The organism is Teredinibacter purpureus, assembly GCF_014217335.1.
Taxonomy (GTDB): domain Bacteria; phylum Pseudomonadota; class Gammaproteobacteria; order Pseudomonadales; family Cellvibrionaceae; genus Teredinibacter; species Teredinibacter purpureus.
Genome location: NZ_CP060092.1, coordinates 3,433,671 through 3,449,165, shown reverse-complemented (window position 1 = coordinate 3,449,165; position 15,495 = coordinate 3,433,671). Strand labels below are relative to the sequence as shown.

Genomic DNA, 15,495 nt, shown 5'->3' with positions numbered 1-15,495 from the left:
ATTACTGATGGAAATCGCATGCAAAATCCGAGTGACTTTGACCTATTAACCAGACTTTCTTCCATCTACTCCCAGCAAGCCATTGCCGATAAAATAAACCACCCCAGAGAAGTGGTAAACCGCTGGATTAAAGAACGTTCCAGGCAACAGGATCAAAGTTGGCTTACCTATAATGAGCGCATTTCACTTGAAAAAATGCTTCCCTCACCCTCTACAAAAAAAGAAGAATTCACTTTTATTGACCTGTTCGCAGGTATTGGTGGTATCCGGTACGGTTTTGAGTCGGCAGGCGGTAAATGCGTCTTTACCAGTGAGTATGATAAATATGCCGTAAAAACCTACCTGGCTAATTACCACTGTGACCATGATGTACATGGCGACATTAAGGAAATTACCCAGCCAGAGGGTATGACCAAGCAGCAGGTTTACAATCACATTCAGAAATCGATCCCTGATCACGATGTACTCCTGGCAGGCTTTCCATGCCAGCCTTTTTCTATTGCAGGGGTATCGAAGAAGAATTCATTAGGCAGAGCGCATGGATTTGAAGATGAAACGCAAGGCACATTATTCTTTGACGTAGCAAGAATCATTGATGCAAAGCGCCCACTGGCGATAATGCTTGAAAACGTAAAAAACCTTAAAAGCCATGACAAGGGCAAGACGTTCAAAGTCATTATGAAGACTCTTGATGAACTTGGTTATGATGTAGTTGATCGTAATTATGATGAATCAGGTGCCGATCCAAAAATTATCAATGGCAAGAATTTTGTTCCGCAAAACAGAGAGAGGATTGTCATAGTCGCGTTCAGACGGGATTTGAACATTAAAGGCCTCACCCTCAGAGATATAAGCAATTTCTTCCCCAAGAATGAACCCAAAGTGGGCGACATTCTTGAACCTGAAAATGAAGTTGATGATAAATACATCCTTACGCCTAACCTTTGGAAATATTTAAAGGCCTATGCAGATAAACACAAGAAAGCAGGTAACGGCTTTGGCTTCGGGAAAGTAACAGCGGAAGACAGGTCTACTCGCACATTGTCTGCCAGATATTATAAAGATGGCTCGGAAGTATTGATTGATCGTGGAGCAAGACGACGACCGCGCAGACTAACTCCACACGAATGCGCGAGGCTTATGGGTTTTGACAAACCAGGAGAAAGTAAATTCATCATTCCTGTATCAGATACTCAAGCCTACAAGCAATTTGGAAACAGCGTTGTTGTACCTGTATTTGAATCAGTCGCCAAGCTGATGAAGCCTTATATTCTGAGCGCAAAAGCAGATAATAAGCCGGTTAAGGCCTCAGCCCCTCAAACCACCACAAGAAAAACAGGCAAGCGTCGTCAGGCAGCCTGATGAGCGATATTGTTTCCCCTGAAATGCGCAGTCGAATGATGTCTGGCATTAAGGGGAAGAATACCAGGCCTGAAATGGTCGTACGAAAAGGACTTTTCAGGCGAGGTTTTCGCTATCGCCTGCATTTAAAGCAACTTCCTGGAAAACCTGATCTTGTTTTACCTCGCTATCATGCCGTTATTTTTGTGCATGGATGCTTCTGGCACAGGCATAATTGCAGGCTTTTCAAGTGGCCTAAAAGCAATACAGAGTTCTGGCGTGATAAGATTACGGGGAATATACAGCGTGATGAGCGTCATTCTCGGCAATTAGCAGATGCTGGCTGGCGTATATTGATCGTATGGGAATGCGCAATAAAAGGCAAAAAAGAACAGGAGGTCGAGAAAGTGCTTGATAATATCGAACACTGGTTGTTGACTGATAACAATAATGGTGAAATTTCGGAAGGTAGCGTTAATGGTATCGGATCAGGGAACTTATGACACCCCATCAGCACAGGGAATTAGTCTGGATAATGTCACACGAATCATGCAGAATCTGGGCGTATCAGACATTTATGTAAAACAGCTTGCTCCGAATGACAACAGTAAAAACCAGCCCTATCTTGGTGGTCATTTAACGGATCTACCTTTTATCCCCACGGGTGAGATTACAGCATCCGCTACCGATTCAAAGAAAAATTCCAAAACCAGAATTAAATATCAGGCCTCCCTTGATTTGTCATGGGTTGATGCTGAAGGCACAGTCTACCCCGCCCCTCATTCCAAACTTATTTACTACCCTCAATACCCTGAAGTTCGTTTTTCAGGTTTTTTGCGTGGCTCAAAAGTTGATGCCAGTAAATGGATGGCTCCTGAAAAACAGGGGCGAAGTGAAGGCAGGTGGCTCATTCTCGGTGTAGCAAAAGATGAAAAAATATACGCCTATCTGGCAACGCCGGAAAGTACCCTTTCAATAGAGCTGGGCAAAGCAGATTATATAGAAGTCAGCCCGAAAATCTGGAAACTGGATGTACTGCATACAGCTCCGAAGGTATCTACCAGAGATGCGCTTATTAGCAAATTAATGGAAATTCACCAGATGGGCTGGATACCCAGCCAAAAGCTCACCTCGGATATGATTTTTGAACCCTATAAAGCACCTAATGGCGGTGGATATACGCTTGAGGCCATGTTGGGGGTTTCCCCTAACGGTATCGCCGAACCGGACTATCTGGGTTGGGAAGTGAAGCAATTTGGTGTTACAAAATTCCCGACGACAGGCTCAAAGCCCACAACACTGATGACCCCGGAACCTAATGGAGGTTATTACACAACGGCTGGCGCTATAGAATTTGTTAAAGCCTATGGCTATCCCGATAAGAGCGGTAAGGAAGATCGTATTAATTTTGGTGGCAAGCATCTTGTAGGGCAAGTACAGAATCTGACTAACTTGAGGATGGAGCTTGTCGGTTTTGATGCAGAAACGTCTTCTATCACGGATGCTTCCGGTGCAATTGCCTTACTGGATAACAAAGGAGAAGTAACAGCGAGCTGGAGCTTTGCCAAGATTATGGATCACTGGAAACGTAAACACTCACAAGCTGTTTATATTCCATGCATGAGGCGCACAGTAGCCGGGGTTCACCAATATCACTACGGCAAGGATGTGGAGCTGGGAACAGGGACTAATTTTGAAATGATTTTATCTGCCATGCATTTGGGAACTGTTTATTATGACCCTGGCATTAAAGTTGAACATGCTTCGACGGAAAAACCCAAAATAAAACGCCGCAGTCAATTCAGGGTAAACCACAAACACCTTGATACATTGTATAAGTCATATGATTTTGTAGACGTAGCCGTATAGCAGGGACAGCAACAGAATGGCGGATTTTTCCAGGGAAAATATAATTAAAATGCTCGATTACGTGGATTGCAATGCCACCAATCAAAGGAGCAGTAAAAGACGGGATGCCTACGTAACAGAGTTGTATTTCGAGAATGAAATCCTTCCCGGAATTTCAAAAGGCGACACAACTACTGGATGGTGTTATGTGGAACAAGGGCAAAACAGGCATTGGTTTAAAGCTTTTGACAATGACGACGAAACAGCACGCTCAACTGATAGAGAGATCGTATAACGTCTCCAGAATATAGACAGTAAATCACGATTTTTCAGCATAAGTCTTGACGAAAACCACTATTTCATTCTCCATGAAATAGTGCATAACGGCAGTTCCCTGGTACAGAGAAAAGTCGATAGTACTCAAAATATTTGTGACATCAAGGGAATGAATGATGAAGCTGAAAACCTGTCACGAAAGAGCGAACACCCGAATCCATTCACGGAGTACTGGCTGAAAAATGCAAGCGATGTGTATAGGAAGAAACTCCTTATCCAGCGCCTATTAATGAACATAGGCCTTAAGGAGGTATGGCCGCTTGATGTGGACGCCATTGAAATTACAGACTCGCAAATAATATTCCATGAATTCAAAAGAAAAACTCCCTGCCCTGGAGGCTGCTTTCTTATTGTAGGAAAGCACGTTACAAAAAGCCTATTGCTGAATATTCTTCAATCATGCAGAAATTCAAACATGGCCTACGGTGAGGCACTGTTCAGGTATGTAGATGAAAACCTTCAATACCAGCGAGATGAAACTGCACACTGCTACGGACTGGATTTAAGTCACTTAACCAATTTTGAATATTGTAATAAGAACAACATTAGCTACGTGCATACCATTTGGGACTCTTCCGACTATCCCGAAAAACCAAATATTGAACAACTATTTAATGAAAGCGGAATTCCAGCAAATGGAGTAACGCTAATATCCAAACAACTGGAGGTTAGTGACTTCATAGGATTTATCTTCACAGCAGGAAATAATTCGGGTAGTTTCAATAAAAATTTGCGTCTGCAAGCAGTAATATCAGGAGATGAATTCGATGATACCACTTGTATTCCCATCCCGATAAGTCGTTAACGAGAGAATATAAATCAATTATGAATATTTTGGCATTTATTACGTTTCTCTAAAATACTAGATAAGGTTTCAATGTGAAAATATATAAATTAGAAATAAAGAACTTTAGAGGTGTTCGTAATGGTGAAATTGTTTTTGGCGAGCATCCTGTTCTAATTGGCGCTAATAACACCGGAAAAACAACCGTTATCGAAGCATTGACATTATTGCTCGGTAGAGACAAATTAATCAGGGACTTAACTGAACATGATTTCTTTGGCTCGACCCCTCAACCGGCTGATCGGATCAAGTTGATAGCTACAATAATAGATTTTCCTGGCAATGACTTAGACCAAAACGATCATTGGTTTAGAGATGGAAGAGCTATACCTAAATGGCTAGATTTAACTAATGGTGACATTCACTCTACCCCTGATAATGAAGAGTGGAAATTATGCTGTCAAATTGCTGCGCAAGCATATTTTGATTACACATCAATGTCTGTTGAATTTTTGCGGTATTTTCACGATCACTCTGATCCTATTGATCCATTTGTCAATGACTCCCAAACAGTAGTGCCATCACAACTAATTAGAGAATTAGGGTTCTTCTTGATCAGGACTAATAGAACTTGGGATAAAATTCTCTCATGGGGAAGTGAATTATTTAGACGTACAATAAACACTACTGCGGCGCAACCATTTGAATCGATTCTGGCTGAACGGGATAGGCTTAGAAATCCAGAATTAGCCATAGACCAAGATCCAAATATTTCGCCACTAATTAATAATGTCAATGCTGAAATTGGCAGATGCATTCCTAGTTCGCCTTCGCTCAAACTTAGATTAACCAATACTGATAGCAAATCGGTAATGGATGTTGTTTCTGCACATTTTTCTACTGAAGACGGGCTTTGCATACCTAGCGCACGTCAAGGGAGTGGACTAATTTCACTTCAGGGTCTCCTTCTCCTGCTTGAATTAGGCCGTGTTCGAACCGAATCTGGCGAAGAGTTCACCATGGCTCTTGAAGAACCTGAACTTCACCTTCCACCCTCAACACAACAACAAATTGTTCATAGATTACAATCATTATCATCACAAACATTTGTAACTACGCATTCACCAACAATTGCATCGATGGCAGATCCAACTTCAGTGATTCTATTACGTAATATTGGTGGAGAACTAAAGTCAGAACAATTATTGAAGAAACCACTTAATAGCAACTCTCCAAATTGGATGCGAAAGTTTTTTCAACAAAGTCGAGCTGAAGTAATATCTGCACTAATGCATCCCTTTGTTCTGATTCCAGAAGGAAAAACAGAGTATTACTTACTCAATATAATTATTCGACCTTTGTTGATAAATGAAGGCTGGATAACAACGATGAAAAAACCGTTTAACTTAAACGTTGGAATAGTTCCCACAGAAGATGCTAAAGTTGTTGAAACTTATGAAATACTTAAAGATATTCATCAAGGTGTATGTTGCTTAGTAGATGGTGATGTTGACGGACAACGTTATGCTAAATCTGTATTGGCTAGTAATCCTCGCCCAAATTCCATTTTATCGTGGCAGCAAGGAGCAATGATTGAAGATACTATCGGCTGGATTTTAAAAGCATCACCAGAAGTTATACTAGCTAGTTTGAACGAACTATCTGGAGAAAAATTTGATTCAATTGACGAGGTTATTATCCACTTAAAAGCTAAAAAAATGGATCTTATTTTTTATGAGCATGTAGCGGATGTAATTGCGAACAATGAGGATTGTCGAAAACATGCGAGTAATTTATTTAGCTCGATAGCCCATGCGTGCAATAATGAGGTAAATGATCATTTCCTTCAGGACGAAAGTGGAATCTGGGTTTTTAAACAATGAGTGTAAAAGCATTTATAGGTGGAGCTGGATGTGGAAAGACATATCATCTAATGGAAGCACTTGAAATCGCTCTGATTGATGAGCCATTAGAACCTCACCAAAAAATTCTAGCCCTTACGTTCATGCATGGTTCTCGACGAAGGTTAGAAGATAAACTCGTTCAGATTAATACCGTCAAACGGAGATTTGAATGCTCTACGATTGATAGTTTTGCTTGGCGAATAATTGGACGATGGAGAACCCTTGTTACAGATCTAGGAATGCAAACAGTTACTCATGATGAATATGAAAAGGTTTGTTACGCAGCTAGTTTACTATTACAACATGATTTTATTGCAAAGTGGGTAGCAAAAACTTTTCCTTGTATTCTCCTCGATGAAGCACAAGATTTGACCATAGAAAGATTGGCTATCTTTCAAGCGCTATCCCCACACGTTAAACTATTTGTGGCCGCGGATGAATTTCAATGCCTAAACGAAAATCTAAGACCTAATCCAGCATGTGAATGGATTGATACACTTAGTGATGTTACCGAACTAACAATACAAAAAAGAACGAACAACCAAGATCTGATCGGCGCAGCTAATTCAATTAGAGAAGGGAATCCCCCCATTTCCGGAAACAAATTTAAAGTTTCTCCTGGCTATAAGCCTGGACTGGCCGGAAGTTGGGTAAGTAATGATATTGGCTGGTATGGAAAAGGGAAATCTATAGCAATAATAAGTCCAGTTAGCGGGAATTACTTAAACAATGTTATCGAATGGGTAAATTCGAAAACAACCTCAAAAAAAAACGGGCCATATAAAATAAATTATGAAAATTCGGAAAAAATACGTATATCCGGGTTTCTATCAAAACTTCAAATGCCCAGTAAAATCTCAATAAATGATGTCGCAAAAATAGTTTCTTTTGGTGGTGATCTTTCCATTAACAAAATCGTCAGCTTATGGGTCGAAAAACAAATTCGTTGCGTAGGATGTACTGCTGTGACCAGTGAGGAATTAGTAAGCCTCATTCGAACGTGCTTTGCTAACAAGAAGAGAAGAATGAAATCAAACGAATCAGGAATAAGGGCAATGACAATACACGGAGCAAAAAATAGAGAATTTGATAATGTAATAATTCTATGGCCTGCTTCAACACAAGGTTCAGATGAGCAAAAAAGGAGGCTGTTGTATAACGCGGTAACACGCTCAAAAGGGAAGTGTTTAGTTCTGGTTCAATCCGAAAAATCTCTAAAATCCGCTCCTTTTGTATAAACAACCGGCACTATAGGTTTTAACAGGGGTATGAATAGCAGTTAATATTTTTTACTCTTACATGTCTATATTGGGTATACCCTAACCTGATGTCAGGCAGATAATATAAATCTGTCAGAATAGAGTTGATTCATTATTTAATTGACGTTTTCCTCAAGAGGTCATAGAGATTAATCTGACACTTAATCAGATTTACAGGTTTCTATGACAGGTCAACGCATCGGATATATCAGAGTCAGCTCCGCAGACCAAAATCCTGAACGCCAGCTTGAAGGCATTGAGCTTGATCGCACCTTCACTGACAAAGCCTCCGCAAAAGATACTAATCGCCCCGAACTTAATGCTTTGCTATCTTTTATTCGTGAAGGCGATACGCTCGTGGTTCACAGTATGGATCGCCTTGCGAGAAATCTGTTCGATCTTCGGCAACTTGTTACGACTTTAACATCAAAAGAAATTCGCATCGAATTTGTCAAGGAAGGTTTAACGTTTAGCGGTGAAGACAGCCCTATGGCGATATTGATGCTATCGGTTATGGGATCATTCGCAGAGTTTGAGCGCGCTCTACTTAAAGAGCGACAGAAAGAAGGTATTGCTCTTGCTAAAAAACGAGGCGCGTATCGTGGCCGGAAGAAAAAACTTTCCGAAGATAAAATTGATGAAATAAAAATCCGTATTGAATCTGGCGATACAAAAACGGAAATTGCTAAAGCCATGGGTATTAGCCGTGAAACACTCTATCAGTATCTAAAGAAGTATTAAAACCTGCGTCAATTAACACTTTAACACTTTAACACTTTAACACTTTAACACTTTAACACATTAACGCGCCGTTGGTTGGTGCGGTGATTATTCATCAATGCTTGGCAATCAACCTGAAGTTTCAGAAGGCATCAATATTTTTATTTACTTTATAACGCATTCGTTATTTAACGCGATGAACGGAAGTAACGCATTCTTCATCGAGAGGTAATATGATAATTGGAATAGTTTCCCAAAAAGGTGGCGTTGGTAAAAGCACGTTAACCAGACTGATTGCACGAGAATACGCAATTAATAGCTGGATGGTTAAAATTGCCGATATGGACTCAAAGCAAGGCACATCCACTCGCTGGAATATGCTGAGAAATGAGCATCAAGTTGAACCCATCGTTAAGGTAGAGCAATACAGAAGCGTAAATGACGCAGTATCAGATTATAACAAAGGTGACTTTCACCTCCTTATATTTGATGGTGCGCCTGCCGCCAGCAAAGAAACCTTGTCTATTGCCAAGCACTCAGACCTGCTCATTCTGCCTACTGGAATATCATCGGATGACTTAGAGCCAACCGTCAGGCTGGCACATGAGTTAGTAAAAAACGGCATTCAGCATAAACAGATTATTATTGTATTTTGTCGTGTGGGTGACTCGTTACCAGAAATTGAAGAAGCTAGAAACTACATTTCAATGGCGGGTTACTTTGCGATTAATTCTTCGTTGTCAGAGCGTGTTGCTTATCGTCGAGCGCAAGATAGCTAACTTTAAAGGCGGCTGAAAACAACGTTCAAGAAGTATTCATCGACTGCTATCTGGCTATGCATGGCTGCTCAAAGCACCCAGAATTTCAGGGTCGATTTGACAAGCTCTGGATAAAAATTTGCGGTTAATTAAGGTCCTGTAAGCTCTTTGGGTGTTCGGTCGAAGCGATTTATCTATTTATTAGCTAATGATTACCCTAAAGTTACGCAAAGTAAAAGCGCCACAGGTACTATGGCAGCTCAATAGTGCCGGACCCTGTGGCGTTCAGAGCTCTTGCGCTTTACGCAATCAAACACCATTTATTTTTCAAGGATACGCTTATGCCTGCGCCTTTTCCTCAAACTCTAAGTGCCACGCTAAGGTCATTGCCCCAGCCAATTTATGTACTCGGGTTTACCTTGCTGAGCGCAAGTGCTTGCTTGCATGCTTGGGTTGATCCTTGGCAGCTTTTTACTTGGGTCTTGTGGTTGTCATTTCCGGCCTTGCTGCTGGCTGAGTGGCTTGCCCCACGCCGTGTAGACTGGAAACTTGAGTGGCGAGAATTGGGCCGCGACACCTTTTGGGTTCTTGCAACCTACCTGTTTTGGGTGCCTTTTTATAGTGTGTACTACGATGCGAATATCGAGGCCCTGTTTGCTTCTATGCGAGAATCAATTGGGCTAACCTTCGCCTTAGCAGCCAACAGCTTTGCAGGTCTAGTCGGTATGGCTCTAATCGCAATTTTAGCGGCGGAGTTTATTACCTATTGGGTTCATCGTTTGCAGCATCGCTTTTTGTTTTTCTGGCGAATGCACGCAACGCATCATCATATTTCAAAGATGAGTGTTGGCCGTACAGATCGAACACATCCATTAGAATTTTTAGGCTTGAATATAGGCATGGCGGTGATCTTCAGCTTTTTAGGCGCGAGCCCGGAAGTTGTTGCGGTAGCTGTTATGTTTAAGGTCACGACAGTTCATATGAACCATGTTAACTTGCCGCTAACCTCCGGCATTTTCGGCTGGGTTTTTACTACCGCTGAATCACATCAGTTACATCACTCGCTAGATTTTGATGAGAGTAATACTAACTATGGTTGCGCGGTAATCTTATGGGATCGAATCTTTGGTACGTTTTCTGCAAAGGCTGATATTGATAAATGCGGCAATGGCTCCGGTAGACCTTTGCCCTTGCTTACTCAATTAGCGCTTCCTTTTTTCTCAGATAAAAAATTGAAAGAGCTTTAGTTATAATTAGTGCCCGTCCATAATTTGATACTAAGATGTGGACGCAACAAGGACGCTGGTTGAGAGGGGGGTACTGTTTTTATGGCTAAATGCGAGTTGGTCTATTTGTTTTTTTGATTAGCGAAATAAAGGCCTTCGATAAAATCGATGGCCAATGTGTAGTGGCGCACTTAATTACCTAAAACGTTGGCTGTCGATTTCTTCGCGGCCTTTGCGGCTTTTTTCTCTTTTGGCGTTAAAAGCGGTTTCTTCTTGACGTTTTTTTTGTTGTCTTGCCCTTTACTCATAATGCATTCCTTTTGACGTAACCCATTAAATCTAAAGCCAGTTTTTGCCAGCTTAAGACGTGCGGCTGCGCGTCAACGTCCATTTAGCCGGACATGTCAATGCGTAGTGATAGCAGTATGGCCCTAAGGGCGCCCAAATGATAGGAATAGCGCATATTAGGGGGCAATAGGCTTACTCATCTCGATTTTAGGGGGGCAGGGTGTGGCGTCTCAATTAAATCGCTTCGAGTGTGGTTAGAATGTAGGCTTTCACTTAAGTTTGGCGAGTGTTCCTGTGGGCATTATTACCCATTCTATTCTAAAATACTCACACACTAAAACGATGTCATCTGATTGTTTTTATAGCAGCGTCAGGTGTGTGGAGATAAGGGTATGAGCGATATAAAATTTTCGCGGGACGAGTTAGATAGAATTGTCCATAAAATTAAGAAGTATTTTAACGATGAGCTTGACCAAGATATTGGAGCTTTCGAAGCGGAATTTTTGATTGATTTTTTCTCTAAAGAAGTGGGGATGTTTTTCTATAATCGAGGGTTATTCGACGCACATATGTTGTTTACGGAAAAAGCAGACGAATTAAGCTATTTAATCCAAGAATTAGAACAACCGACAATATAGTATTTATCGGCTAGCAGTTGCAAGGTAACGAACAAAAAACGGCCTCACCTTGGGAGAGGCCGTTTTTTTTCGTATTACTTATTGCTGTGTGTACATGTTTGGTTTATGGATTACACGTGCTCCCGCCTAGTGAGGGAATGCTAGGGCTGTTTCCACCGTTGTTGCCGTTAAAACCAATTTCAATGCTGCCATTAACGGCAATTAGGCTATTCCAACTAAAGGGCGTTACGGTGTAACCATTGTCTGTGTTCAGTTCGCCACCCCAAAGGCTTTCTATGCTGGAGCCGTCGTTATACTCCCAATGTACCGACCAGCCTTCAATGTTTTCGTCGCTAATATTGTTGAGGCGTACGCTACCTTGGAAATTGTTTCCCCAGGTATTGGTAATGGAATATAGGCATTCTACGGCGGCTGGTATGTCTTCTTCCCGGTTGTTGCCAATGGCAAGATGTTCGAGGGAAAAGCTGCTGCTCGCTTCGCCATCGCTAGCCACTAGGGTAATGGTGTAAACAATAGATTCGTCGTATTCGTGGTTAAAATGAGTGAGTGTCTGTGCATCCGAGCCGTCGCCAGCGAGCCATGAATAGCTCAATTCATCACCGTCAGGGTCTGAAGATTCGTTTGTGCAGTTTACTTGTTGGTGGATGTCGGCAATCCATCCGTAGTCTGGTGTGTTTGTTTCGTAATTCACCTCCGTATTCTCACAACTGAAGCGCGCGATGGGGGCAAGGTTGCGGTCATCAATAGCGACAGCAACAGTTGTTTCCGCAGCAATGCCGGTATTGATGGTAGTGGCTGTTAGGTTAAGTCTGTATTCACCGCTTTCGACATAGGCGTGGGTCAGGGGGCTGTCGAGATTATTGAGGGGCTCTACGTTGCCATCGCCCCAATCCATGTGCAGTGTTTTGTGTTCAGCATTGCTCGCGTGAGCGTCACAGGTGACGGTTTCTGCTTGGCTGGTACAGTTTAGGCTGGCAGTGCCGTTACTGTCATTGCCTTCTGCGAAATGATCTATGGATGATGCGCTTGAAAATTCGCCGTCGCTCACCGTCAAGGTAATGGTATAAACACCTTCCGCGCTGTACATAAAATTTGGATTGTAGCCTTCAAAGAGCTCGCTACCATCACCGGCATCCCATGTGCGAGTGAGTGTGTCGTTATTGGGGTCAGAGGCTTCGTAATCGCACACAACCACAAAATCGGATGATCCCGATGGGCCTTGTTCATAAGTGCGTGTTCTATTTTCGCAGGATAGGATTGTTGCCACAGGCGGTTCGTTACTGGAGGGGTTGGTGTGGATCACTATTTCTGTATCCGCTCTATGCCTATGGTGGCCGTCATAGGTGGTTAGGCGTAGGGCGTAGCGCCCAGGTTCATCATAACGGTGCGTAAGAGGGGTCGCGCTGCTTGTGGTTTGACTGTTGTTACCGTCGCCCCACTCTAGAATATAAGTAAAGTTGGTGTTGTCGGGGTCTTCGGTGCTGAAGGCACAGGTAATATCCACATTTTCAGCGACACAATCTAGGATGGAGATGGGTGGTAAGCCATTGCCTATTGCGATGTGGTCTAGAGTGGTGGTCTCGCTGAATTCGTCATCGCTTACGGTTAGTGTAATAGTGACTAAGCCTGAGTCAGTATAGGCATGCCGAAAGGTGGTGTCCGTAAGGGGTGCAGAGCCATCGCCAGTGTCCCAAAGGACGCTCACTGCGTCACTATTGCTGTTGGAGTAGTCGCTTGTACAAATAACAAATTCTTCGATTGTGGCAATGTAGCCTGTCTCGGTAGAGAGTTCGAAATTGATTTGATCGTTTTCGCAGCTAAAGCTGGCGGTAGGGTACGTATTTTCGCCGTCTTCGCTCGCGCAGTCACCGCTTAAAAAGGGTGGTTCAATGACAGCCCCACTGGGCTTGCTTAATTGAAGCCCGATTTCGGCACTTGCACCTGCCTGTAGTTGACTGTTCCAGCCATAGGGGCTTAGTGTGAGTATGGGGCTTCCGCTGGACTGAGCGTTCCATGCGTTACTCACGGCGACACCATTACTGGTACCGAAATCTGCTGTAAGCTGGGACCACGCGGCGGTCTGATTACTGTGGTTAGTAATGACGATAGACGCTGTAGCGCCAGTATCCCATTCCGACGAAACGACAAACTGACAAGTAAAGTTTTCACCGGCATAGGCAGTGTTGGAGTGGATGCCTATGGCGAGTAACACGGCGAAAAGTGTCTTTAACAAAAACGAAATTTTTCCATAATGCATGATGTGTCCCTCTTATTAAAAGTGTTTGTTTGGCGGCATAAAACGTTTCTATTTCTTGCTAGAGTTAATTTCAAATATCACGCGAAGACATGCAATTATCTTTGCGCAAAGTACGGACTATACCTCTCTATGTAGAGAAAAAGTTAATGGCTAATATGTTTTGAGAAGGAATTCACGATATTTAATGGGGATTAATTTGTTTGTCGTAATTTCGTTTTATATTTTTATGGATGTAATGATGAGAAATGTTAATGAATAAAAGTGGCGTCGTTTATGTGTCGTTCGCGTCATCTTATTCAGAATAAAATATTTTGGGGTGCGCGTTTTTTTTACGTAGAGAAAGTATGGTTTTGGTGTAATGTTGTTGTATTTAATTTTCTGAAATAATTTACTTGGCTGAACAATAGCGGTAGTAGAATTTGTCTTTTTTTAGACGTAATGGTAATGAGTGAGGTTTTGGTTTGTATGGATATTCAATACGTTAGGCCATTATGTGGGTCATTCCTTGGGGTAATCGAAAATGAACAGGGAGCATCGTCCAATATTGTGTTATTTTCAGTATCGGGAAAAAAGTATGCTTATTATAACGTTAGTAACCCTAAAAAGTGGCGTTTTAGTATTCGTGTAACACCCGAAAGATTTCTCAAGTTAACTGGCCTGCCGGGCGTTAAGCCTGCGCGTTATCGGCACGCTATAGCAAGGCAGGTATTACCGTGCCTAGCGCACTCATTTTATGTTTAAATAATAAATAGTGTTAACAGGTTTATGGTCTGTTTTTGTGAGTTAACACCACGCTATTGTTATTGAATTTTAGCGATTAGGTGGTGTCTGCAACTATCAAAAAATAGAGCAATAGTCATCTTCAATATTAATGAGTTACAGGGTGTCAGGCCATTATGACCACAATTGAACTTAAGCGCCCGCAAGAGATGGCGCGCTTGCGGCGCCTCGCGTTGTTTTCTCAGGGCTTGATTCAAGCGCAGCCCTATGGGCGTGGTGTGGTAGGTGCTCGTAATGCTATTAACCAGTTGGGCTATGTACAAATTGATACATTATCGGTTGTGGAGCGCGCACACAACCATGTTTTTTATTCTAGAGTGCCTAAATTTGAGCCTGCGATGGTAAATGAAATGTTACGCGATGGTGACATTTTTGAGTATTGGTCCCATGCGGCGGCTTTCCTTCCCATTGCCGACTTTCGGTTCTCCTTGCCTTATAAATACGCTATTAAAAGTGGCCAAACCCACTGGCATAAAACTCGCGACACCAAACTTATGGCTGAATTAATGTCGCGTATAAAAACCGATGGGCCATTACGGTCTCGCGATATAGCCACTAACGCCGAAAAACGCGAGGGCTGGTGGGATTGGAAGCCCGCGAAAAAGGCGCTAGAACAACTGTATATGGAAGGCGATTTAATGGTCAGGGGTAGAGAGGGCTTTCAAAAAACCTATGACTTGACTGAGCGGGTACTATCATCCGGCGTCAACACTCAAATGCCTACTGCGGAAGCGTTTGCGTCGCACATTGTTAATCAACAGTTGCGGTGCCATGGTTTGGTTTCGCTCAAAGGGCTGACCTACCTGCGTCGCAATACGGCATTACGTAAAGCGGTGAAAGCGTTGGTGGACGAGAGAGTGGCACAGCACACCTTAGAGCAGGTACGTTTAAATAATGGCGAACTATTTATTATAGAGGTGGGAGCGCTAGAGCGTTCAATGCCTCGGTTGAGTGACCGCCTGCGCATTCTTTCGCCTTTTGACAATAGCGTTATCCAGCGTGAACGACTGAAAGCTTTGTTTGGTTACGACTACCAGATAGAGTGTTACGTGCCGGCCGCCAAGCGTCAGTATGGATACTTCAGCTTGCCATTACTTTTTCGTGATGAATTCGTCGGGCGAATGGATTGCAAAGCGTATCGAAAAACCAGCCATTTGGAAATTAAATCACTCCATTTTGAGCCGCATGGTGTTGATTTCGAGCTAGTGAAAGTCGCGTTTATAGCAGCCATAGCCCAATTTTGTAATTTTCAACAGTGTGCTACGGTGTCGTTAACCAATGTTTACCCTACAAAACTCACTCAGCCCTTGCTGCGAGCACTAAAATATTTAGGCTGACGCTCGGTATAACAGTGCT

At 42.6% G+C, this 15,495-nt stretch carries 14 protein-coding genes; 13 read left to right on the top strand and 1 reads right to left on the bottom strand.

Going from position 1 to position 15,495, the window contains the following annotated elements; genetic code table 11:
- Positions 1-18: 18 nt before the first annotated feature.
- The 11 genes from dcm (at position 19) to H5647_RS14980 (ending at position 11,102) form a co-directional block, all read left to right on the top strand.
- Positions 19-1,362 (top strand): DNA (cytosine-5-)-methyltransferase, encoded by a 1,344-nt coding sequence (gene dcm / locus H5647_RS15030; protein WP_045859702.1) that lies wholly within the window; start codon positions 19-21, stop codon positions 1,360-1,362.
- Complete coding sequence (locus tag H5647_RS15025; protein WP_045859701.1) at positions 1,362-1,844, top strand: very short patch repair endonuclease; 483 nt, start codon at positions 1,362-1,364, stop codon at positions 1,842-1,844. Before dcm ends, H5647_RS15025 begins: the two co-directional genes overlap by 1 nt.
- Positions 1,819-3,210: an MvaI/BcnI family restriction endonuclease gene (locus H5647_RS15020; protein WP_045859700.1), complete on the top strand. Its 1,392-nt coding sequence runs from the start codon at positions 1,819-1,821 to the stop codon at positions 3,208-3,210. Before H5647_RS15025 ends, H5647_RS15020 begins: the two co-directional genes overlap by 26 nt.
- 16 nt (positions 3,211-3,226) lie before the next feature.
- Positions 3,227-3,484, top strand: a complete 258-nt coding sequence (locus H5647_RS15015) for a hypothetical protein (protein ID WP_045859699.1) — start codon at positions 3,227-3,229, stop codon at positions 3,482-3,484.
- A gap of 150 nt (positions 3,485-3,634) precedes the next feature.
- Positions 3,635-4,330 carry a hypothetical protein gene (locus tag H5647_RS15010; protein WP_162926408.1) on the top strand — a complete coding sequence of 232 codons (696 nt, stop codon included), beginning with the start codon at positions 3,635-3,637 and terminating at the stop codon, positions 4,328-4,330.
- Between the two features lie 74 nt (positions 4,331-4,404).
- On the top strand, positions 4,405-6,192 hold the full coding sequence (locus tag H5647_RS15005) for an ATP-dependent nuclease (protein WP_045859697.1): 1,788 nt from the start codon (positions 4,405-4,407) through the stop codon (positions 6,190-6,192).
- A complete protein-coding gene (locus H5647_RS15000) occupies positions 6,189-7,451 on the top strand; it encodes an ATP-binding domain-containing protein (protein ID WP_045859696.1) in 1,263 nt (420 codons plus the stop codon). The genes H5647_RS15005 and H5647_RS15000 overlap by 4 nt, the downstream gene beginning before the upstream one ends.
- Before the next feature lie 204 nt (positions 7,452-7,655).
- Positions 7,656-8,213, top strand: a complete 558-nt coding sequence (locus H5647_RS14995; RefSeq protein ID WP_045859695.1) for a recombinase family protein — start codon at positions 7,656-7,658, stop codon at positions 8,211-8,213.
- 212 nt (positions 8,214-8,425) lie between these two features.
- The gene (locus tag H5647_RS14990; protein ID WP_082087076.1) at positions 8,426-8,971 is read left to right on the top strand and encodes a ParA family protein; all 546 of its coding nucleotides are present in this window, start codon (positions 8,426-8,428) and stop codon (positions 8,969-8,971) included.
- Between the two features lie 320 nt (positions 8,972-9,291).
- Positions 9,292-10,197, top strand: coding sequence for a sterol desaturase family protein (locus H5647_RS14985; protein WP_162926407.1), 906 nt, complete (start codon positions 9,292-9,294; stop codon positions 10,195-10,197).
- 659 nt (positions 10,198-10,856) lie between these two features.
- The gene (locus tag H5647_RS14980; protein ID WP_045859693.1) at positions 10,857-11,102 is read left to right on the top strand and encodes a DUF2164 domain-containing protein; all 246 of its coding nucleotides are present in this window, start codon (positions 10,857-10,859) and stop codon (positions 11,100-11,102) included.
- 103 nt (positions 11,103-11,205) lie between these two features.
- On the opposite strand, the gene H5647_RS14975 is transcribed toward H5647_RS14980, so the two are convergent.
- On the bottom strand, positions 11,206-13,359 hold the full coding sequence (locus tag H5647_RS14975; RefSeq protein WP_045859692.1) for a PKD domain-containing protein: 2,154 nt from the start codon (positions 13,357-13,359) through the stop codon (positions 11,206-11,208).
- 444 nt (positions 13,360-13,803) lie between these two features.
- On the opposite strand from H5647_RS14975, the gene H5647_RS14970 reads away from it, so the two are divergent.
- Entirely contained in the window at positions 13,804-14,100 is a 297-nt protein-coding gene (locus H5647_RS14970) for a hypothetical protein (RefSeq protein ID WP_162926406.1), read from the top strand.
- Positions 14,101-14,255: 155 nt separating this feature from the next.
- Positions 14,256-15,476 (top strand): winged helix-turn-helix domain-containing protein, encoded by a 1,221-nt coding sequence (locus tag H5647_RS14965; protein WP_045859691.1) that lies wholly within the window; start codon positions 14,256-14,258, stop codon positions 15,474-15,476.
- Positions 15,477-15,495: the final 19 nt, after the last annotated feature.

Excerpts from the sequence above, each read along its gene's own strand:
- H5647_RS15015 (WP_045859699.1), top strand. The coding sequence starts at position 3,227 with ATGGCGGATTTTTCCAGGGAAAATATAATTAAAATGCTCGATTACGTG.
- H5647_RS15000 (WP_045859696.1), top strand. The coding sequence starts at position 6,189 with ATGAGTGTAAAAGCATTTATAGGTGGAGCTGGATGTGGAAAGACATAT.
- H5647_RS14985 (WP_162926407.1), top strand. The coding sequence starts at position 9,292 with ATGCCTGCGCCTTTTCCTCAAACTCTAAGTGCCACGCTAAGGTCATTG.
- H5647_RS15010 (WP_162926408.1), top strand. The coding sequence starts at position 3,635 with ATGAATGATGAAGCTGAAAACCTGTCACGAAAGAGCGAACACCCGAAT.
- H5647_RS14975 (WP_045859692.1), bottom strand. The coding sequence starts at position 13,359 with ATGCATTATGGAAAAATTTCGTTTTTGTTAAAGACACTTTTCGCCGTG.
- H5647_RS14980 (WP_045859693.1), top strand. The coding sequence starts at position 10,857 with ATGAGCGATATAAAATTTTCGCGGGACGAGTTAGATAGAATTGTCCAT.
- H5647_RS14965 (WP_045859691.1), top strand. The coding sequence starts at position 14,256 with ATGACCACAATTGAACTTAAGCGCCCGCAAGAGATGGCGCGCTTGCGG.
- H5647_RS14990 (WP_082087076.1), top strand. The coding sequence starts at position 8,426 with ATGATAATTGGAATAGTTTCCCAAAAAGGTGGCGTTGGTAAAAGCACG.
- dcm (WP_045859702.1), top strand. The coding sequence starts at position 19 with ATGCAAAATCCGAGTGACTTTGACCTATTAACCAGACTTTCTTCCATC.
- H5647_RS14995 (WP_045859695.1), top strand. The coding sequence starts at position 7,656 with ATGACAGGTCAACGCATCGGATATATCAGAGTCAGCTCCGCAGACCAA.
- H5647_RS14970 (WP_162926406.1), top strand. The coding sequence starts at position 13,804 with ATGAGTGAGGTTTTGGTTTGTATGGATATTCAATACGTTAGGCCATTA.
- H5647_RS15025 (WP_045859701.1), top strand. The coding sequence starts at position 1,362 with ATGAGCGATATTGTTTCCCCTGAAATGCGCAGTCGAATGATGTCTGGC.
- H5647_RS15020 (WP_045859700.1), top strand. The coding sequence starts at position 1,819 with ATGGTATCGGATCAGGGAACTTATGACACCCCATCAGCACAGGGAATT.